Source organism: Terrirhizobium terrae (assembly GCF_030323265.1).
GTDB lineage: Bacteria > Pseudomonadota > Alphaproteobacteria > Rhizobiales > Rhizobiaceae > Neorhizobium.
On the sequence record NZ_CP104992.1, the window covers coordinates 4,225,305 to 4,244,898 of the forward strand.

18 protein-coding genes and 3 pseudogenes are annotated in these 19,594 nt (G+C 62.8%); 14 read left to right on the plus strand and 7 right to left on the minus strand.

All coding sequences use genetic code 11. The annotated features are described in order from the left end of the window. Positions 1 to 21 precede the first annotated feature (21 nt). Positions 22 to 1,084 (minus strand): annotated as a pseudogene (locus tag N7E02_RS28880) (LLM class flavin-dependent oxidoreductase). 212 nt (positions 1,085 to 1,296) lie between these two features. Here N7E02_RS28880 and N7E02_RS28885 point away from each other — a divergent pair. After that, entirely contained in the window at positions 1,297 to 2,505 is a 1,209-nt protein-coding gene (locus N7E02_RS28885; protein ID WP_286581283.1) for a GGDEF domain-containing protein, read from the plus strand. Positions 2,506 to 2,699: 194 nt separating this feature from the next. After that, entirely contained in the window at positions 2,700 to 4,151 is a 1,452-nt protein-coding gene (locus N7E02_RS28890) for a cation:proton antiporter (protein WP_286581285.1), read from the plus strand. Positions 4,152 to 4,228: 77 nt separating this feature from the next. On the opposite strand, the gene N7E02_RS28895 is transcribed toward N7E02_RS28890, so the two are convergent. The 4 genes from N7E02_RS28895 to N7E02_RS28910 all read right to left on the minus strand — a co-directional run bounded on the left by N7E02_RS28895 (position 4,229) and on the right by N7E02_RS28910 (position 7,635). Further along, positions 4,229 to 4,693: an SRPBCC family protein gene (locus N7E02_RS28895; protein ID WP_286581286.1), complete on the minus strand. Its 465-nt coding sequence runs from the start codon at positions 4,691 to 4,693 to the stop codon at positions 4,229 to 4,231. A gap of 109 nt (positions 4,694 to 4,802) precedes the next feature. After that, the gene (locus tag N7E02_RS28900) at positions 4,803 to 5,564 is read right to left on the minus strand and encodes an ABC transporter ATP-binding protein (protein ID WP_286581287.1); all 762 of its coding nucleotides are present in this window, start codon (positions 5,562 to 5,564) and stop codon (positions 4,803 to 4,805) included. Next, entirely contained in the window at positions 5,561 to 6,613 is a 1,053-nt protein-coding gene (locus N7E02_RS28905; protein WP_286581288.1) for a FecCD family ABC transporter permease, read from the minus strand. The genes N7E02_RS28900 and N7E02_RS28905 overlap by 4 nt, the downstream gene beginning before the upstream one ends. Next, entirely contained in the window at positions 6,610 to 7,635 is a 1,026-nt protein-coding gene (locus tag N7E02_RS28910) for an ABC transporter substrate-binding protein (protein ID WP_286581289.1), read from the minus strand. Before N7E02_RS28910 ends, N7E02_RS28905 begins: the two co-directional genes overlap by 4 nt. A 266-nt stretch (positions 7,636 to 7,901) precedes the next feature. Between N7E02_RS28910 and mqo the strand changes: the two genes are divergently transcribed. The 8 genes and pseudogenes from mqo to N7E02_RS28945 all read left to right on the plus strand — a co-directional run bounded on the left by mqo (position 7,902) and on the right by N7E02_RS28945 (position 15,155). Beyond that, on the plus strand, positions 7,902 to 9,569 hold the full coding sequence (mqo, locus tag N7E02_RS28915) for a malate dehydrogenase (quinone) (RefSeq protein WP_286584088.1): 1,668 nt from the start codon (positions 7,902 to 7,904) through the stop codon (positions 9,567 to 9,569). Between the two features lie 681 nt (positions 9,570 to 10,250). Continuing rightward, positions 10,251 to 10,952, plus strand: a complete 702-nt coding sequence (locus tag N7E02_RS28920; protein WP_286581290.1) for a cytochrome P450 — start codon at positions 10,251 to 10,253, stop codon at positions 10,950 to 10,952. A gap of 222 nt (positions 10,953 to 11,174) precedes the next feature. Continuing rightward, positions 11,175 to 11,327 (plus strand): hypothetical protein, encoded by a 153-nt coding sequence (locus N7E02_RS28925; RefSeq protein WP_286581291.1) that lies wholly within the window; start codon positions 11,175 to 11,177, stop codon positions 11,325 to 11,327. After that, positions 11,324 to 12,055, plus strand: a pseudogene (locus tag N7E02_RS29975) (GAF domain-containing protein); the annotation flags it as partial. The gene N7E02_RS28925 and the pseudogene N7E02_RS29975, both read left to right, overlap by 4 nt. A 209-nt stretch (positions 12,056 to 12,264) precedes the next feature. Beyond that, entirely contained in the window at positions 12,265 to 12,627 is a 363-nt protein-coding gene (locus tag N7E02_RS29980; RefSeq protein WP_353622934.1) for a GAF domain-containing protein, read from the plus strand. 14 nt (positions 12,628 to 12,641) lie between these two features. Further along, positions 12,642 to 13,175 carry a sensor histidine kinase gene (locus N7E02_RS28935; protein ID WP_286581293.1) on the plus strand — a complete coding sequence of 178 codons (534 nt, stop codon included), beginning with the start codon at positions 12,642 to 12,644 and terminating at the stop codon, positions 13,173 to 13,175. Positions 13,176 to 13,178: 3 nt separating this feature from the next. Further along, on the plus strand, positions 13,179 to 13,562 hold the full coding sequence (locus tag N7E02_RS28940; RefSeq protein WP_286581294.1) for a response regulator: 384 nt from the start codon (positions 13,179 to 13,181) through the stop codon (positions 13,560 to 13,562). A gap of 651 nt (positions 13,563 to 14,213) precedes the next feature. Continuing rightward, on the plus strand, positions 14,214 to 15,155 hold the full coding sequence (locus tag N7E02_RS28945; protein ID WP_286581295.1) for a TadE/TadG family type IV pilus assembly protein: 942 nt from the start codon (positions 14,214 to 14,216) through the stop codon (positions 15,153 to 15,155). Positions 15,156 to 15,175: 20 nt separating this feature from the next. Here N7E02_RS28945 and N7E02_RS28950 read toward each other — a convergent pair whose 3' ends face one another. Further along, positions 15,176 to 16,435: an RNA polymerase sigma factor gene (locus N7E02_RS28950; RefSeq protein WP_286581296.1), complete on the minus strand. Its 1,260-nt coding sequence runs from the start codon at positions 16,433 to 16,435 to the stop codon at positions 15,176 to 15,178. After that, positions 16,432 to 16,857, minus strand: a complete 426-nt coding sequence (locus tag N7E02_RS28955; protein ID WP_286581297.1) for a YciI family protein — start codon at positions 16,855 to 16,857, stop codon at positions 16,432 to 16,434. Before N7E02_RS28955 ends, N7E02_RS28950 begins: the two co-directional genes overlap by 4 nt. Before the next feature lie 134 nt (positions 16,858 to 16,991). On the opposite strand from N7E02_RS28955, the pseudogene N7E02_RS28960 reads away from it, so the two are divergent. The 4 genes and pseudogenes from N7E02_RS28960 (at position 16,992) to N7E02_RS28975 (ending at position 19,587) form a co-directional block, all read left to right on the plus strand. Next, a pseudogene (locus tag N7E02_RS28960) lies at positions 16,992 to 17,700 on the plus strand (glutathione S-transferase N-terminal domain-containing protein). A 51-nt stretch (positions 17,701 to 17,751) separates the two neighbouring features. Beyond that, entirely contained in the window at positions 17,752 to 18,204 is a 453-nt protein-coding gene (locus tag N7E02_RS28965; RefSeq protein ID WP_286581298.1) for a GFA family protein, read from the plus strand. A gap of 241 nt (positions 18,205 to 18,445) precedes the next feature. Continuing rightward, the gene (locus N7E02_RS28970; protein WP_286581299.1) at positions 18,446 to 18,940 is read left to right on the plus strand and encodes an invasion associated locus B family protein; all 495 of its coding nucleotides are present in this window, start codon (positions 18,446 to 18,448) and stop codon (positions 18,938 to 18,940) included. After that, complete coding sequence (locus tag N7E02_RS28975) at positions 18,931 to 19,587, plus strand: SH3 domain-containing protein (RefSeq protein ID WP_286581300.1); 657 nt, start codon at positions 18,931 to 18,933, stop codon at positions 19,585 to 19,587. The genes N7E02_RS28970 and N7E02_RS28975 overlap by 10 nt, the downstream gene beginning before the upstream one ends. The last annotated feature ends 7 nt before the right edge of the window (positions 19,588 to 19,594 follow it).

Genomic DNA, 19,594 nt, shown 5'->3' on the forward strand with positions numbered 1-19,594 from the left:
CGCGACATGCCCTCTTCCGGTTCATTCCGCCTGCGATGTGGCGCGCTCGGTCGATCCGGTCAATTCCTTTCTGACGATCGGCGCCACCTTCGTGCCGTAAAGCTCGATACCGCGCATGATCTGATCGTGCGGCATGGGACCGATGGCCATCTGCAGCAGGAACCTGTCCATCTTGAACACGCCATGGGCGGCAATGATCTTCTCGGCCACCAGTTCCGGCTCGCCGACGAAGAGATTGCCGAGCGGCCCGCGGGCTTGGTCGAAATGGGCCCGACTGGTCGGTCCCCAGCCTCGCTCGCGGCCAATCCGGTTCATCACCTCCGCCTGCGGCCCATAGAACTGGTCGGCGGCGGCTTCGGTGCTGTCGGCAATGAAGCCGTGCACGTTGATGCTCGTCTTCAACTTCGCCGGATCCACACCGGCGCGCTCGCCCGACTGGCGATAGAGATCGGCAAAAGGCTTGAACCGCGAATATTCGCCGCCGATGATCGCAATCGCCAGCGGCAGGCCGAGCGCACCGGCGCGCGCCACCGATTGCGGCGTGCCGCCGACAGCGATCCACACCGGCAGCGGATCCTGCAGCGGCCGCGGATAGACGCCGCGCCCGTTGATCGCCGGCCGCATCTGGCCCTGCCAGGTCACGACCTCCTGGTCGCGGATCGCCAGCAGCAGCTCGAGCTTTTCGGTGAAGAGATCGTCGTAATCGCCGAGGTCGTAGCCGAACAGCGGGAAGGATCTCGATGAACGAGCCACGCCCGGCCATGATCTCCGCTCGCCCGCCGGAAATCAGATCCAGCGTCGCGAACTCCTGGAACACCCTCACCGGATCGTCCGAGCTCAGCACCGTGACGGCGCTGGTCAGCCTGATCCGCTTCGTCCGCGCCGCGGCGGCCGCAAGCACCGTTGCGGGCGAGGAAATGACATAGTCCGGCCGGTGATGTTCACCGAGCCCGAAGACGTCGAGCCCGACCTGATCGGCAAGCTCGATCTCCTCCAGCAGGTTCTTCAGCCGGCGCGCACCTTCGGCACCCTTGTCGAGAGCGGCGGCGTCCACGTCGCCGAATGTATGAAGCCCGAGTTCCATCTCAAAATCCCGTTTTAGCTGCTCTTCAGATAGAGATCGGCTGCGACACGCGCAAACCGGAAACGCTCGAACGGTTTGTTCGATCAGATCGATATGTAGCCCCACATATGACCCGGCGGTGAACATCAATTCTTAGCAATCTCCACCTACGGTCCGCACTGCTTCGGGGGAATACCCCTATTCGGGGAAATGCCCATCTTCGAGGGAATGCCGTGAGTGAACTGGCGCAGGACAGCGACAGGCAATCGAGCCTGCTCGCCATGCAGATGGAGGCGCTCTACAAGGGCGCCCCGCAATCCGTCATGAGCATTTTCGGCGCTGCCCTCGTCGTCTTCACCTACTGGTCGCCGGAGCTCCGGTCGGCCCTGATTCTCTGGTTCTCCCTCACCTGCCTCGTCGCCTTCGTCCATATCGGCACCACGACGTTGAGGCCGGAAAACGCCTCCAAGCGCTGGCAACGTCTCTCCTGGTCGCCCTATCACTGGTCTCCGGCGGCATGGTCGCGTTTCGTCCGCCTCGTGCATTTTTGTTCCGGCGCGACCTGGGGCGTCGGCGGCGGCTGGCTGCTCCTGAACGGCAACGACCACCAGACGCTGGTGATCTGCTGCATCGCCATGGGCGGCGTCACCGTCACCATTCCGGCGATTATCTACCCGTCCGCCTTCAACCTCTTCCAGGTGCCCGTCTTCCTCTCCTTTGCCGTGGCGCTCGCAGTGAGCGACGTCGAATACGGGGCCCTGCTTGGCTTCGCCTCCGCGACGCTCAGCATGGCGCTCGCCATCATGTCCCACAGCATGGGCGAGCAAATGACGCTGGCGTTCAAGCTGTTGCAGGAAAACCGGCATCTGACCGATGCGCTCGCCGCGCGCGGCTCCTTCCTCGAGGAGGAGAACCGTGAGCTCACGGCGCAGACCATGACCGACCCCCTGACCGGCCTCGCCAACCGCCGGCGGCTGATGGAGTTCCTGCGCCGCACCTCCGGCCGCTGCGCCGTGCTGATCATCGATGTCGACCATTTCAAATCCTACAACGACAACCACGGCCACGGCGATGGCGACATCTGCCTCGTGCTTGTCGCCGATGCGCTGCGCCGCAGCGTCCAGCCGTCGATTGATCTCGTCGCCCGCCTCGGCGGCGAGGAATTCGTCGTTGTGCTGACCGATCTCAGCCGCCAGCGCGCCCTCGACGTCGCCGAACTCATCCGCGCCAACATCCAGTCGCTTGCCGCCAACCATCCGCAAAGGATCCGCCGGCTGGTCACCGCCAGCATCGGACTGGCCTATCGCGACGATGACCGGCAGAAGAGCAATACGGACCTGATGACCGAAGCAGACGGCGCGCTCTACACGGCAAAGAACACCGGCCGAAACCGCGTCGCGACACTGTCCGGAAGCCAACCGGTTGCTGCAGAGCGGGCATAGGGCTCGGCATTGACGGGATAACCTGCCATTCCGCAAGGATAATGCTGGCCGGCAACCGGCCACGCGCTACATTGTCGCCCTTGAACATTCAGAGAGAGGGCAAGCATGAGTTTCTTCGAAAGCCTCCTCGTCCTCATGCTCGTCGCGATAATCCTTCTGCAGGTGTCGCGGCGGCTGCGCGCCCCTACCCGTCCATGCTGGCGCTTGCAGGCGCTGCAACGGCGCTCATTCCGGGTACACCGGTCATCAATCTCGATCCCGCCACAGCTCTTGCGCTCTTCATCGCCCCCGCCCTGCTCGATGCCGCCTTCGACTTTCCGGTCGGCATCGCCAAGCGCTTCTGGCTGCCTCTGCTCGTCTTCGCGATCGGCGGCGTTGCCGTTACCGCGGCAATCGTCGCCTGGGTCGGCTGGGCCTTTGCCGGCCTACCCATCGCCGCCGCCGTCGTGCTTGGCGCGATCGTCGCCCCACCGGATGCGGCAGCCGCAACCGCCATGCTGTCGACCATGTCCATCCCGCGCGAGACCGATACGATCCTGCGCGGCGAAAGCCTGTTCAACGACGCCGCGGCACTACTCATCTTCGATGCCGCGCTTGCCGTGCAATCGGCCGGACATCTCGATGCCGAGGTCGGGCTGCATCTGGCGCTCGCCGTCCCGGGCGGCATCATCTTCGGCATCCTCGCCGCGCGGATGATCCGTCGCCTGACCCAATCCGTCAGCGGCACGCTTGGCGGCAATGTCATGCAGTTCGCCCAGACCTTCCTGCTCTGGATCATCGCCACCCGCCTCCACTTGTCGGCCGTACTCGCCGTCGTCTGTTGCGGCATGACGCTTGCCCAGATGACGGAATCCCGGTCATCGGCGCGCATGCGGGTCCAGTCCTATGCCGTCTGGAGCGCCGCCGTTTTCGTGTTAAACGTCATGGCCTTCCTGCTGATGGGCATGCAGGCCCGTGCCATCCTCACCGACATGCAGCCGGGCCATCTCGGCGAGGCGGTCACCTTCGCGCTTCTCGTCGTCGTCACGGTGATCGTCGTACGGCTCGCCGTCTGCCTCGGCTTCAACCGCATCCATGCCTATTACGCCCACCGCGCCGGTCGCCCGGAGCCGGCGACGATCAAGCAGGCGACGCTTGCCGGCTGGTGTGGCATGCGCGGTCTCGTCACGCTCGCCACCGCCTTCGCCCTGCCTCCCGATTTCCCTGAGCGCGATATGGTGGTGCTGGCCGCCTTCGCCGTCGTGCTTGCCACGCTCGTCGCCCAAGGGCTGACACTGGTGCCGCTGATCCGCTCGCTCGGCCTCGACCGCCGCGAGGAAGGCCTTCGCGAACTGACGAAGATCCGCGCCCATATCGCCAGAGCCGGCTTCATGAAGCTGGAGCATGAGGACGGGCCGGAAGCCGAGCTGCTGCGCAACAATTTCAAGCTGGAAAAGCACGGCAACCTGCATGACGAGGGAGCCGCCGCCCTGTCGAACTACCGCCGCTTGGCGCTCGAAGCGATCAACGCCCAGCGCGAGGCGCTGGAGGAGTTGCGCGAGGACAACCGGCTGACCGTCGACGAATACAATTTCTTCCTCGAGGAGATCGACTGGCGCGAACTCTCCGTCCTGCCGGAAGAGGATCGCCGCATCGAGGAGACCTGAGGGAGTAGAAATTGGCCCGGCCGCAATGAATCACTTCATCAACGCGTCGGACCAACCCTCTGTTCGGACTCTACATTTCACATCGTCTTCGCGACTTCGGCCATCTGGTTGGCAACAATGCCCCAGCCTTCCTCGAAGCCCATTTCCTGATGCGCCTTCATGTCCTCTTCATTCCAATGGACCGCAGTCGCCGTGTAGCGAGAGCGCCCGCCGCCGAGATCCTCGAATTCCAGAATACCGGTCATGAACGGCTTTGCCGATGGAACCCAGCCCGCCGTATAGGCGTCGGTAAAGACGAGTTTGCGGCCCGGCACGACTTCCAGATAGACGCCCGGATTGGGGATCTTCTCGCCGTTCGGTCCTTCCATCAGGACAAAGCTCTCGCCGCCCGGGCGAAGGTCGGAACGCGCCTCCGTCACCTTCCAAGGCAGCGGGCAGAACCACTCGCCGAACCGCTCCGGCGTCGTCCAGACCTTGTAGAGCTTTTCCGCCGGCACATCGAATTCGCGGACGAGTTGCAGCTTATAGATGGTGTCGGTCATGCCCTGTCTCCTTGTGTTTCATCAGCATCGCATCGGATGTTGAACCTAGGACGACGGACGAGGCCGGAAACCGACACGGCCGGCAAATTTTGTTGGCCGGCCGCTCGAATTACCGCAGATAGTGAATATGCGGCCGCGCGTGATGCGGAGAGGTATCGACCCGGGCATCGACCGAAAACACGTCGCGCAGCAGTTCCTGCGTGACGATCTCTTCCGGCGTGCCGGAGGCGACGATCCTGCCCTTCTGCATCACGATCAGCCGGTCGCAGAACATCGCCGCGTGATTGAGGTCGTGCAGCGCGATGATGCTGGTGACCGGCAGGCCGGAAACGAGCCGCATCAGGCCGATCTGGTGCTGGATGTCGAGATGATTGGTCGGTTCGTCGAGGATCAGCTCCTTCGGCGATTGCGCCAGCGCACGGGCGATATGCGCCCGCTGCTTCTCGCCGCCCGACAGGCTCTGCCAACGGTCGTTGCGCTTCTCCGTCATGCCGGCGCGGTCGAGTGCTTCCGCCACCGCATCGTCATCCGCCTGCGACCAGCCGGAAAACATCGAGCGATGCGGAAATCGCCCGAGCTTCACCACATCGATGACCCGAAGGTTGGAATTGGTCGTCGCATGCTGTTCGACGAAGGCGACGCGCTGGGCAATCGTGCGACGGCCGATGCTCCGGATATCCATTCCATCCAACGTCACGCGGCCGGAATGCGGCTTCTTCAACCCGGCGAGAAGTCTGAGCAGCGAGGTCTTGCCGGACCCGTTCGGTCCGAGCAGCCCAAGCATCTGCCCCGGCTGAGCCTCGAAGGAGACGCCGTCCAGAATGGTCTTGCGACCGATCTTCCAGATGAGATTGTCGGCCTTGATGCTCATGACGCCCTCTGGAAACGGTAGAGGATAACGGAGAAGAACGGCACGCCGACAAGCGCGGTCACGACGCCGATCGGCAGGACCTGCTGCGGGATCAGCGCCCGCGAGGCGATGTCGGCCAGAACCATGAAGATCGCGCCGACGATGGCGCAGGCCGGCAGCAGCCGGATATGCAGCGGCCCGACGACGAAACGCGCCGCATGCGGCACGACGAGGCCGACGAAACCGATCGTGCCGACCATCGAGACGATCGTCGCCGTCATCACGGCCGTCAGCGCAAAGAGCGCGATCCGCGCCCGGCCGACATTGACGCCGAGCGAGGCCGCCGCCTCGTCTCCGAAGGCAAAGGCATCGAGCACCCGCGCATAGAAGAGACAGGCGACGAGGCTGGCGCCGACGACGACCGAGACCAGCATGAATTCCGGCCAGCGCACGCCGCCGAAACTGCCGAGCAGCCAGAACATCACGTCGCGCGCCTGCTGCGCATTGCCCGACGTGGTGACGATATAGGAGGTCGCGGCATTGAAGAGCTGCGAGGCGGCAACGCCGGCAAGAATGGTGCGGTCCGCCCCTCCGCGCGTGCCGTTGGAGAGCAGCGCCACGAAGAAGAAGGCCGCAAACGCCCCGGCAAAGGCGCCGGCCGAAAGCGACACGGTGCCGGCACCGATGCCGAGAATGACGATCGCCACCGCTCCGGTCGAGGCACCGGCGGAAATGCCGAGCACATACGGTTCGGCCAGAGGATTGCGCAGCAGCGACTGCATGATGGCACCGGACAGCGCCAGGCCCGCGCCGCAGAAGGCGGCGACCAGAGCGCGGCTGAGACGATAATCCCAGATCACCGTCTCATGGATGCGGTTGAGCTCGATCGCCGTCCAGCCTAGCCGGTTGGTGATCGCCGCATAGGTCGTCGCAAGCGGGATCGGCAGGTCGCCGATCCCCACGCTCACGCCCACAACCAGCGCGATGGCGGCGAGCGAGGCCAGAAGCAGTGCCGTAAAGGCGGCGAACTGCTGGCCACGCGACCAGACTGGGCGCGCCGCTTCGCTCACTTCAAGAGACCGAGTGCCTTGAGCTGTTCGGCCACCTGTTCGGCACCGTAGATGGTGCGGACGGTCGGGTTCATCGCCTGTCCGTCCATCACGATCATCGCCTTGTTCTTGACGGCCGTGATCTGGCTGACGGCCGGATCGGTGGTCAGGAACTTGATCTTGGCTTCCGGCTTGTCGAGTTCCCAGCGGTTGCGGTCGAGATTGGCAACGACGATGACGTCAGGGTTGGCGGCAATGATGCCTTCCCAGCCGAGCGTTGGCCATTCGGCTTCCGCATCGATCGCATTCTTTCCGCCGAGCACGTCGGCGATGAAGCCGGAAGCGCCGTTCTTGCCGCCGAGATAGGCGTCGGCCGTCGGCGACGGGCTGGAGAACCAGAAGACGTAGGAGAGCTTCTTGCCATCGGCGGAAACGCTGGCGCGCAACGCCGCCTCGCGCTTCTTGAAATCGGCGATCAGCGCATCACCGCGATCGGCGACGTCGAAGATCTGCGAAAGCTCGGCGATCTCCTTGTAGAGCAGGTCCATGCTCCACAGCTGGTCGCGGCTGCCATATTCGTTCTTCACCTTCTCGGTCGACAGGCAGGTGCTGGGCGAGATGTAGGACGGCACGCCGACCTTGTCGAAATCCTCGCGCTTGGCGACCTTGCTGGTCGGGCCGATCAGGCTCGGCAAGGCTGCGGCGACGAAATCCGGGTTCTGCGCCAGAATGCTTTCGAAGGTCGGGAATTCGACGGTGAGAAGCTTCACCTTGGCATTGGCCGCCTCAAGCTGCGGCAGCACCTTGCTCGGCCAGAAGGCCGTGCCGACCATCTTGTCCTCAAGACCGAGCAGAAGCAGGATTTCCGCGCTGTTCTGGCCGAGGCCCACGGCACGCTCCGGCGCTTGTCGGAAGGTGACGGACGCACCGCAATTGGCGATCGTCAGCGGATACTGGGTCGCGGCCTGGGCCGGATTTGCAGCAAAGAAACCGAGGGTAACGCAGAGGCCGGTGGCGGCAAGGAGGGACTTCAAGACAGTCACGAGAGTGTTTCCTGATTGTTGGCGCGAGACTGCGCCCGCGCCCTATAGCCACGCCCCGGAAGCAAAACAAGATTGTTTTCCTCATATTTCGTCGCATGCCACGAATGCGTCACGACGTCATACCGGCAAAATGCCGCAACGGCCTCTTGCAGCTAAAACATCTTTCGCTTAAGGACCGCCGCGGGAGGAACGCAAACCAACAATCGAGGTGGCCGTTGCCTTCCAAGACCAATAAGAATTCCGCTTCCACCAACGCAGCTGGCTCGATGAGCCTCAGCCGCCGCCAGCTTCTCGGCTCTGCAGCCGGTGGTGCGGCCGCAGTCGGCGTAACCTCGCTCCCGGCCTGGGCCCAGACCTCCTCCGAAAAGACGATCGACGTCCTGCTCATCGGCGGCGGCATCATGAGCGCTACCCTCGGCGTTCTCCTGTCGGAACTGGAACCGAACTGGTCGATCGAGATGATCGAACGCCTCGACGACGTGGCGATGGAAAGCTCGAACGGCTGGAACAATGCCGGCACCGGCCACTCGGCACTCGCCGAGCTCAACTATTCGCCGATGGATTCGAACGGCAACGTCAACATCACCAAGGCAATCGAGATCAACGAGTGGTTCCAGATCACCCGCCAGTTCCTCGCCCACCAGATCGATGTCGGCGTCCTGACGGAGCCGCGTTCCTTCATCAACTCCACCCCGCACATGAGCTTCGTCTGGGGCGACCAGAACACCGAGTTCCTGGCCAAGCGCTTCGAGGCGCTGAAGGCGAGCCCGTTGTTCGCCGGCATGGAATTCTCCAACGATCACGCTCAGATTGCCAAGTGGGTTCCATTGATGATGGAAGGCCGCGATCCGAACCAGAAGCTGGCCGTCACCTGGAGCCCGCTCGGCACCGACGTCAACTTCGGCGAGATCACCCGCCAGTACGTCACGAGCCTCAAGGGCAAGCAGACCTTCACGCTGCGCACCAATTCGGAAGTCACCGCCATCGAGCGCAATGACGACGGCACCTGGAGCGTCTCCTTCGACGACAGCAAGAATGGTTCGTCCACGACGCTGAAGGCCAAGTTCGTCTTCCTCGGCGCCGGCGGCGGCGCGCTGCCGCTCCTGCAGATGTCCGGCATTCCGGAAGGCGACGCCTATGCCGGCTTCCCGGTCGGCGGCTCCTTCCTCGTCTGCGACAACCCGGAAATCGTCAACCAGCATCTCGCCAAGGCCTATGGCCAGGCCGAGACCGGCGCTCCGCCGATGTCGGTGCCGCATCTCGACACCCGCGTCTTCGACGGCAAGCGCCACATCCTGTTCGGACCCTTCGCCACCTTCTCGACGAAGTTCCTCAAGGAAGGGTCGCTGTTCGACCTGCCGGCCTCCGTCACGCTCGACAACATCTGGCCGATGGCCCAGGTCGGTACCGCCGAGTTCTCGCTCGTGCAGTATCTCGCCGGCCAGCTGATGATGTCCGATGAGGACCGTCTGAACGCGCTGAAGACCTACTTCCCGAATGCCAAGGCCGAGGACTGGCGTTTCTGGCAGGCCGGCCAGCGCGTCCAGATCATCAAGAACGATCCGGAAAAGGGCGGCATGCTGAAGCTCGGCACCGAGATCGTCGCCTCCGAAGACGGCACCATCGCCGCCCTGCTCGGTGCCTCCCCGGGTGCCTCGACGGCTGCCCCCATCATGCTCGACGTCCTGAAGAAGGTTTTCGCCGAGAAGCTCAAGACGCCGGAATGGCAGGACAAGATCCACCAGATCGTGCCGAGCTACGGAACCAAGCTCAACGAGAACCCGGAACTGCTGGCCAAGGAATGGGCCGCGACCGAGGAACGCCTGCAGCTTGCCATCAAGGCTCCGCAGATTGATGCCGCCGCCTATGACCAGCCGGGCGCGGCAACGCCTGCCGCGGGCGAAATCAAGAAGGTTCCGGACATGGCTCTCTGAGCCGAACCGGATCCATGAAAGACACCAACGGCCCCGCTCTCGCGGGGCCGTTTTGGTTTCAGCCGGTCGCACGGTCCGCGCGTGACATTTGCAACCCGAAGAAACGCGGATGAAAGAAACCTGTCAGACGGTACATCTCTGATCGCCCCCAACCAGGAGGCACAACATGTACAATCAGCAATTCACCGAGGTAAGGCTCGACGTTCCGGAAATTTCGTTCGAGGAACTCGATACCAGGTCGCACGACATTTACCGGACCTACCGGCCGCAAGTGCCATTCATCCGGCGGCCGGACGGCGTCTACCTCATGCTGCGCGCCAAGGACATGGCGACACTCTACGACGAGAGCAAGGCGCGTCAGCTGGAAACCGAATATATCGCCAGCCGTGGGGTTACCTCCGGGCCCGTCTGGGATTTCTTTGCCAACGGCATGCTGACATCGAACGGCCAGGCGCACCGCTCGCGAAGAGCACCGGCCGCCCGGACATTCTCCTATCGGCTGATCGCCGAGTTGAGGCCCAGGATCCGCGATAGCGTCAATGCCGTATTCGACATGAACGAAACTCGCGGGGCCTTCGATCTGCGCGATGACTTCGCCTCGCTCATCCCTGCAATGACCATTGCCGCCGTGCTCGGGCTCCCTCGGCCGATATCCCGCACTTCACCACGCTGGTCTATGTCGTGGCCAGGATCCTGTCCGGCTCCTGGACGCAGCAGGAGTTGCCTCAGATCGAAGAGGCAGCCTCCAAACTCATGGCCTATGCGCAGGAACAGCTCGACAGACGACGCCGCGAGCCGGGTGACGACTTCATCAGCAACTACATCATCGCAGCCGACGAGGCGAACGAGCTCACGGCGCTCGAAACCCTGATGCAGCTGGTCACGCTCATCATCGGCGGCAGCGACACGACCCGTTCCGCCATCGTCATCCAGACCTCGCTGCTGCTCCAGCATCCTGAACAATGGCAATTGCTGCTCGACGAACCCGAATACATACCCGGTGCCGTGGCTGAGGCGATGCGCTTTGAGCCGGCCGTCGGGTCCGCCCCGCGGATCACCACCAACGACCTCGTCTTCGACGGCTACCTTCTGCCGCGTTTCAGCATTGTCGGCCTGATGCTTGCATCCGGCATGCGGGATCCGGAACTCTACGAAGAACCGGAGCGGTTCGATATCCGCCGTGCGCCGGCAAAATGGCACCAGGTGTTCGGCGGCGGCGCGCATCGCTGCCTTGGCGAGGCATTGGCGAAGATCGAGCTGGAGGAGGCATTGAAGGTGCTGCTTGAGCGGGCACCGAAACTCGCCATCGACGGCGACTACCCCACCGTGAACGGCCATTCCGGCATTCGCCACATCGGCAACATGCCCGTCAGGTTCTCTTAGGCTCCTCCCTAAGGCTTTGAGAGACCGGAACCGGGTGCTCGACGGCGCCCGGTTCTCGCGTGTTCTGCCCGGGAGGTTGACCGTTCGTCCCACATCTCGCGGCACCGGGCTTTGTACGCTACCGTACCATTGTCGCCCGCTGCATTTCTGCTAAATCAAATATCGAGAAGTGCGGAGGCCCGGCCTGCGACACAGCGCAAACAGGATTGTCCGAGACCGACCTTGCCTACGCCGACCGATCGCGACGATATCGACGAAAGTCGCCGCCTCGAGCTTCTCGAGGACTACGACATCCTGAACACGCCGCCGGAGCCCGAATTCGACGATATCGTCCTCGTGGCTTCGGAAGCGTGTGAAACCCTGTCGCGCTGGTGAGCCTCGTCGAAAAGGATCGCCAGTGGTTCAAGGCGCGCGTCGGGTTCGAGGCCTGCGAGACGCCGATCGAGCAATCGGTCTGCGCCCATTCGCTCGCAAGCCCGAACCTCTTGATCATTCCCGACCTGACGCTCGATCCCAGAACCTCCACGAACACGCTGGTGACCGAGCCGCCCCATATCCGCTTTTATGCCGGCGCCCCACTGGTCGGCCCGGACGGCGTCACGATCGGCACGCTTTGCGTCATCGATACCAAGCCGCGTCCTGACGGCCTGACGCTGTCGCAGCAGAAGATGCTGGCCGCTCTTTCCCGCCAGGTCATCGCGCTCCTGGAACACCGGCGGATGTCCAACCGCAAGGACGTCCTCTTCCGCCGGCAGAAGAACATGTCGGCGACGATCCGCTCCCACGTCAACAAGACGATTGCGGCACAGGAGGCCGGCCGCATCGGCACGTTCGACATCGATATCGAAACCGGCGTGGCAACCGTGTCGGCGGAGTTCTGCCGGCTCTTCGATGTAGCCGTCCAGCCGACCTATCCGGCGAGCACGTTCGAGGCGCTTCTCCTGCCTTCCGACCGGGGAATCCAGTCGACGGATGAAAGCCGCGCCGATGGTTCGGCGGAGACGAATGTCGAATACCGGATAAAGACGGCGACCCAGGGCATCCGCTGGATCAGCCGCCACGCGGTTTTCGAACGCAATGATGAGGGCCGCCCGATCAAGATGCTCGGCACGGCACAGGACATCACCGACCTGAAGCGCGCGGCGCTGAGAACGGAAGCGCTTCTCGACCTCGGCGATCGTCTGCGCGATCTGGACGACACGTCGGACATGGCGCTTGTCGCCGCCGATCTGATGGGAAAAGCTTTCGACGCGACCCATGCCGGCTTCGGTATCGTCGATACGACGAACGAGACAGTCACGATCCACGCGGAATGGCACCGGCCGGGCGTGCCCCGCTCGCGGGCGTCTACAATTTTCGCGACTATGGATCATACATCGAGGATCTCAAGCTCGGCAGTCCGGTGGTCATCCCGGACGTCGCAAGCGATCCGCGCACCGCACAAAATGCCGAGGCGCTGCTTGCCCTCGGAATTCGCGTGTTCGTCAATCTGCCGATCCTCGATCACGGCCGCTTCAACCTTCTGGCCTTCGTCCATCACGATCACCCCTATCCTTGGAGCAAGGAGGAACTCTCCTTCGTCCGCAGCTTCGGCGACCGAGTGCAGGCGGCGATGGCCAGGCTCCAGGCTGAAAGCGAGCAGAGGACCCTTAACAGGAAATCGGCCATCGCCTGAAGAACACTTTCGCCATGATCCAGGCGGTTGCCACGCAGACCCTGCGGCCGGTGACCGAACGGAACCACGTGGAAAACTTCGAGAAACGCCTGTTTGCGCTGAGCAAGGCCCATGACATCCTGATCAACGAACATGGCGGCGCATCCATGCGTGCCATCGTCGAAAGCCTGGATGAAACGCTCGCCATGCCCGGCCGCCTCCTGATCGAGGGCCCTGACGTGATGCTAGGGCCTCGCGGTGCACTGTCGACGGGGCTGCTGATGCACGAGCTCGGCACCAACGCGATGAAATACGGAGCGCTGTCGGTGCCCGAAGGCATCGTCAGCGTGCGCTGGTCGGTGGCCGAGGCTGGCGGCGAACCGCGAATGACCCTCTCATGGAATGAATCCGGCGGCCCCATCCCGACGCAGCCCCAGCGGAAAGGCTTCGGCTCCAAGCTCATTCAGATGGGATTGATTGGAACAGGCGGCGTTGTGGCTCGTTATGAAGCGCCGGGTTTCTCCGTGGAGATGTCGGCATCGCTCCAGCAACTGCAACAGGCCAACTGACGTATGGGACAATCAACGCCAATCGCAAAACCCGTGGTACTCGTCGTGGAAGACGAGCCGCTGCAGCGGATGATGGCGGTCGACCTCGTCCTCGATGCCGGTTTTGACGTGGTGGAAGCCTGGAGCGCCGACGAAGCCGTCACCATTCTCGAAAGCCGTTCCGATATCCGCGTCGTCTTCACCGATGTCGACATGCCGGGCAGCATGGACGGATTGAAGCTCGCCGCCGCCATTCGCGACCGGTGGCCGCCGATAGAGATCATCGTGACGTCCGGCCACATGCGCATGACCGAAAACGTCCTGCCCGACCGCAGCGTTTTCTTCTCGAAGCCCTACGACACGGAAAGGGTGACTGCCGAAATGACCCGCATGGTCTCGGCAGGTTAAATCGCCCAGCAGGTACGCCCTTCTGAAAAATCGACGCTTTGACGTGGTACGGGTACTTCTGCTCTCTGGAGATAGCCCCATCTGCGCAGCTCCGGCCCGGATGATCGCAATCCGGGCCGAACTGTCATTCCCGCAGAAACGCGGCGCGCCCGAAGGCGCCCTCTACCTTCAGCGGTTGAACATGCCGATGACGCGGATCGCGACCTGCTGATGGTTCGTATTCAATCCGATATACTGGTACTGCAGGCCTGTTGTCGAAGCGAGCTCCTGGAGAGCCTTGTATTCGTGCAGTTCCCAACCCGGATAGTTGAAGTATTCGTCGAACAGGATGATCGTGCCGGGTACGATGCGCTCCGCTTGCGCGAAACATGCAGGGCCCGGTCAGGAACGCGAGCTTCTGCCAATTTCACGTAGAGGCTGCATCGTCTCGAAGACATACCTGGCCAGCCTGATGCCGGCGTCTTGCGCCGGACCGGCCTCGCGCCGCGGTCAATTCAAAGGTTAAGGGCACTGCTCTGCACCTCACTACTTTAGAAATTCAGTAAATTTGCAGCAATGCAAGTTAGGTGAAATCCACCTCACTTCTTGGGCAATAATTCAGGCCTCTCAGATAGATATGCTCTCACAACGAGTGAAATTCTGTGGGGGCACATGAACAGGCTTACGAAACGTTTTCTGGAGGATCGCGGCGGCAATTTCGGCATGATGACGGCGCTTCTCGCCTTTCCGCTGATCATTGCCGGCGGATCGGTAATCGACCTGTCGACTGCCTCTATTGCAAAGACAAACGTTCAGGGCATATCGGACAGCGCAGCACTTGCCGGTGCGCGCATCTACGACGGCACCAATGCCAATGCGGCCAAGGCAGCGGCAGAGAAATTCCTCAAGGGCTATTCGGCAGATCTCCCGAAAGACGCGACCTACAATATCGCGATGAGTGGCCAGACGGTGCAGGTATCGGTTTCCGGCACTTCGCCCAATACCTTCATGGGCATGGTCGGCGTCAGCACCACGCCGGTCGGCGTCGCCGCTTCGGCAATCGCACCTATGATGCCGAAATCGGTCACCTTCACCCCCACGGGCGCGCAGGGCTGGTACTACAAGAAGGTGTCCATCCTGGTCATAAGGCCGAAAAGCACCGTCGAGGAAGTTATCGGCACAGTTGTCTATCAGCCCACGACACGCAACAACGGCGGTCAGGGGACAAGGACAATCTCACCGTCATCCACCTTCGATCTCGGAAAATATTCCAAGCTCATCCTCAAGATGGAGATCAAGTACGACAGCTGCCCGATCGGCACCAAGCTGGAATTGGACGGCGCCAAGGTCAATTGCAAGCAGGATAACGGCAATCAGTACAAGACCTACAATCTAACACTGCGGACGGACAATCCCGAGACCAGTCACTACCTTTTTGTCGACGGAAAACAGCTCCCAAAAGGCGTGGAAAGCCCATTGAGCAACATTTTCGAATGCGGCCAGACCGCAAGCCACGCATGGGAAGACGGCGGCGGCTTCGACCGCCAGGACTTCTTCTATACCGCTGAAGCGGTTTGCGCTCCGAACGGCGAATATGTGCGGCTAACACAGTAGGCTCGACAACAGGTGTGGCGCTAACCCGCCGCCTCGCCCAGCCGGTCGATCTGCCGGCGGATATGGGCGCATTCGGCCGGGGAATTGGCGAGCGCGATCGCCCGGTCGAAGGCGACCCGCGCTTCCGCCCGCCGCTCGGCCTGCAGCAACAGACCACCCCGCACGCCATGGAAGTAGAAATAGCCGTCGAGCTTGTCGGCCAACGGCCCGATCAGGTCGAGCGCCGCATCTGCGCCACTGAGCTTCGACACCGCCACCGCCCGGTTGAGCGTCACGACCGGTGACGGCGAAAGCCGCTCCAGCAATTCGTAAAGCAGCGTGATCTCGCCCCAGTCGGTATCTTTCGCCTCAACTGCGCGGGCATGCAGCGCCGAGATCGCCGCCTGCACCTGATAGGGCCCGGGCTTGCGGTGACGGATCGCCTTGTCGAGCATGGCGAGAGCCTCATCGATCAGCCTGCGATCCCAGCGGGCGCGGTCCTGTTCTTCCAGCAGCACGATTTCGCCCGCCGCATCGAAGCGTGCGCCGGCACGGGAATGCTGCAAGAGCATCAGCGCACAGAGCCCCATGATCTCCGATTCGGCCGGAAAGATGCGCAGGAGCAGCCGCGACAGGCGGATCGCCTCGTCGCAGAAGGCGGCGCTGTCGGGATTGGCGATGCCGGCCGAATAACCCTCGTTGAACAGCAGATAGACCATCGCCGCGACCGTCTTCAGCCGCTCGGCGCGTTCATGCACGTCAGGCGCCTCGAAGGCGACGGCGCCCTCGCCCGTCTGCGCCTTGGCGACCCGCGCCTTGGCCCGGGTGATCCGCTGCTCCATCGCGCTTTCGGAGACGAGGAAGGCGCGGGCGATCTGTTGGACGGAAAGCCCGGATATGATCCGGAGCGCCAGCGCGATCTGCTGCGTATTCGGCAGGTCGGGATGGCAGCAGATGAACATCAGCCGCAGGATGTCGTCGCGGTAATGCGCATTGTCCAGCCGGTCGGCGATGTCCTCCTCGGCATCGGAGAGATCGGAAAAGACAGCCTCTTCCGGCAGCGGATCGTTCTTTCCCCGCTTGCGGATCTGGTCGACGCCGCTATTGCGGCCGACAAAGATCAGCCAGGCGGCGGGATCACGCGGCGGCCCCTTGTCGGGCCATGTGCGGATGGCCCGCAGGCAGGCCTCCTGAAACGCCTCCTCGGCCGTATCGAGATCGCGGAAATAGCGCAAAAGCGCGCCGAGCGCCTGCGGTCGTGCCGCTGTCAGAGCCAGTTCGATCCAGGCGAGGTCTGTCATGACGAGCCGCCTTCATTCGCCTTGATCTCCCCTCGTCCCGCCTCGCCGGGATGGAAGACGTAGAAGGGGCGTATCTCGTAAGAACTGGAGCCCGGATTGACGGCCGAAAGGTCCTTGGCGAAGGCAACCGCCTCGTCGAGCCCGTCGAATTCCGCCGTGTAGAAGCCGAGCAGCACTTCCTTGGTCTCGGCAAACGGGCCGTCGAGCACCAGGGCCTCGTCCTTGCCGCCCGCCTGGGTCTTACCCTTGCGCACCGTGGTGGCCGCCGTCGTCGGCATCAGCCGACCGGTCGGGCCGAGCTTGCCGGCCTTCGCCAGCGGCTCCTGCACCGCGTAAAGCCTCGCCATGACGGCGGCTTCCTCCTCCTTGGACCAGGCGAAGACGGTTTCCTCATGGGCATAACACAGGATCGCATAAAGCATCACTCTCTCCTTCTCCAATGGAAGACGAAGAAGTAGCGGCAGAACCGACAATGTGCATCAGGAAATCGTCTCTTTCCGATCGAGCGAGGCCGAACTAGGTTCAGGACAACAAACACTCAGCCACAGGGAACCCCATGACTGATCTCTCCGCCTTTCCGATCACCACCAAATGGCCGGCAGCGAACCCGGATATCGTGCAGCTCTATTCCGCCCCCACCCCGAACGGGGTGAAGGCCTCGATCATGCTGGAAGAGACCGGCCTCCCATACGAGCCGCATTTCATCAATATCGGCGCCGACGAGACCTGGGGGCCGGAATATCTGGCGCTCAACCCGAACGGCAAGATTCCTGGCGATCCTCGACCCGAACGGTCCGGGCGGCAAGCCGCTGGCGTTGTTCGAGAGCGGCGCGATCCTGATCTACCTCGCCGAGAAGACCGGCAAGCTGCTGCCTGCAGATCCGGCCGCGCGATACGAGACGATCCAATGGGTGATGTTCCAGATGGGCGGCATCGGACCGATGTTCGGCCAGCTCGGCTTCTTCCACAAATTCGCCGGCAAGGATTTTGAGGACAAGCGCCCGCGCGACCGTTACGCCAAGGAGAGTGCCCGCCTGATCCGTGTGCTCGAAACCCGCCTCGAAGGCCGCGACTGGATCATGGGCGACGAATACACGATCGCCGACATTTCCATGCTTGGCTGGGTGCGCAACCTGATTGGCTTCTACGGCGCGGGCGATCTCATCGCCTATGACGAACTGAAGAGCGTGCCGAAATGGCTGGAACGCGGCCTCGCCCGCCCGGCCGTCCAGCGCGGGCTGGAAATTCCCAAGCGCTCCGCCTGACATCTGCGGCAGGAACCCTATCTCCTCGGCGTAAAACCCGAGGAGACAGACATGCCGATGCCTAAATTTCCGCTCGAAGGATCCTGCCGCTGCGGAGAGGTGCGCCTTAAGATCAGCGCCGTGCCAATGATCACCATGGCCTGCCATTGCAAGGGTTGCCAGAGGATGACCGCTAGCGCATTCTCCTGCTCGGCGGCAATCCCCTCGAACGGTTTCGAGGTGACGAGCGGCGAACCGGTGATCGGCGGCGCCCATGGCGAGGATGCCCACCATTATCATTGCCCGCGCTGCAAGAGCTGGCTGTTCACCAGGGCCGTCGGCATGGACTGGTTCGTCAATATCCGCCCGACCATGCTCGATGACGCCACATGGTTTTCACCCTTTATCGAGACCTACACCTCGGCGAAATTTCCCTGGGCCGAAACCGGCGCGAGGCATGGCTTTCCCGAATTCCCGCCGCTTGATGCCTATGAGGGGCTGATGAAGGAATATGCGCGGGCCTGACCGGCGCGTCCCGCATCAACACATATTTGCGCGCATTTCGCCGTTATGTGGAAAAGCGGAATAATGTCTTTTCCCTCAACTGGATAGAGGTGCGACGTCACGTCGCCCTCACCCCTTTGTGACCGCGCAAATCATCGAAATGCCACACGAATTAACCTCTCGCTAACCGTGCCCGCCTTGAATGGCGGCACTCATCTGTAAGGCCCATCTCCCGGGCCTGTTGTCGTTTTGTGGAGATAACATGCGCACCAAATCTGCAGCTCTTGCACTCGCCCTCACCGTAATCGCGGCATCCGCCGCCACCGCCGCCCAGCCGACCCGCATCAAGCAGTTCGAGGCCTGGGGTGTCTATTCCTACACCAACAATGGGCAGAAGAGCTGCTATGCCCTCTCGGTACCGACCACGTCCGCGCCGGCAAGCGTCAATCACGGCGACAACTTCTTCCTGATCTCGCCGCAGGGCCAGGCCTTCATGCCGCAGGCCATCATGGGTTACGCTCTAAGGTCGGGATCGGATGTCGAGGTCGCCGTCGGCGATGCGAAATTCGATCTGGCACCGCGCGACAACACCGCCTGGGTGCGCGACCAAGGCCGCGAGCCCGCGCTGGTCAACGCCATGCGCGGCGGCAGCAGCATGACGGTGAAGGCCACTTCCGGCCGCGGCACCAATACCAGCTACTCCTACTCGCTGAGCGGCGTCACCGCGGCCCTGCAGGAAGTCCAGAAATGCCGCTGAACGGCGCCGGGCGGCGTTCGGGCGTCATGATCGGCGGGGAGCCCGCTGATCCTATGCTGAGCAGAAACGTTCGGCGGTTCACCGCCCTGACCCTGGCCGCTGCGCTGGGACTGACAGTCTTTGCCCGCCTGGAGGCTGCCGACATGCAGTCTCCGGCGGCAACGGCAAGCCCGGCGGCGACGGCCGCCTTCGGCTCGGGCTTCCGTAAAGGCCGGGTCACAGGCTGGCCCCTGCCCCGCTTCGTCTCGCTCAAGGCGCGCAGCGCCCATATGCGGATCGGTCCCTCGACCGATTATCCGACGGTTTGGGTCTACTCGGCCCGTGGACTGCCGCTGGAAATCACCGAGGAATACGGCAATTGGCGTCAGGTACGTGACCAGGACGGCACGACAGGCTGGATGTTCGCCCCGCTTCTTTCCGGCAGCCGCACCGCCGTCATCGGCCCGTGGCACGACAAGCCTGTGCCATTGCGCAACGCACCGACGAAAACCGCCGGCATCATCGCCGAACTTGCCCCGAAGGTGCGTCTGAACCTCAGGCATTGCGACGGATCGTGGTGCGATGTCTCGCTGCAGACCAGAAGCCTTGCCGGTTATGTGGCCCAGGCCGATCTATGGGGCGCCTATCCGCATGAGCGGGTGGAGTAAAAGCGGA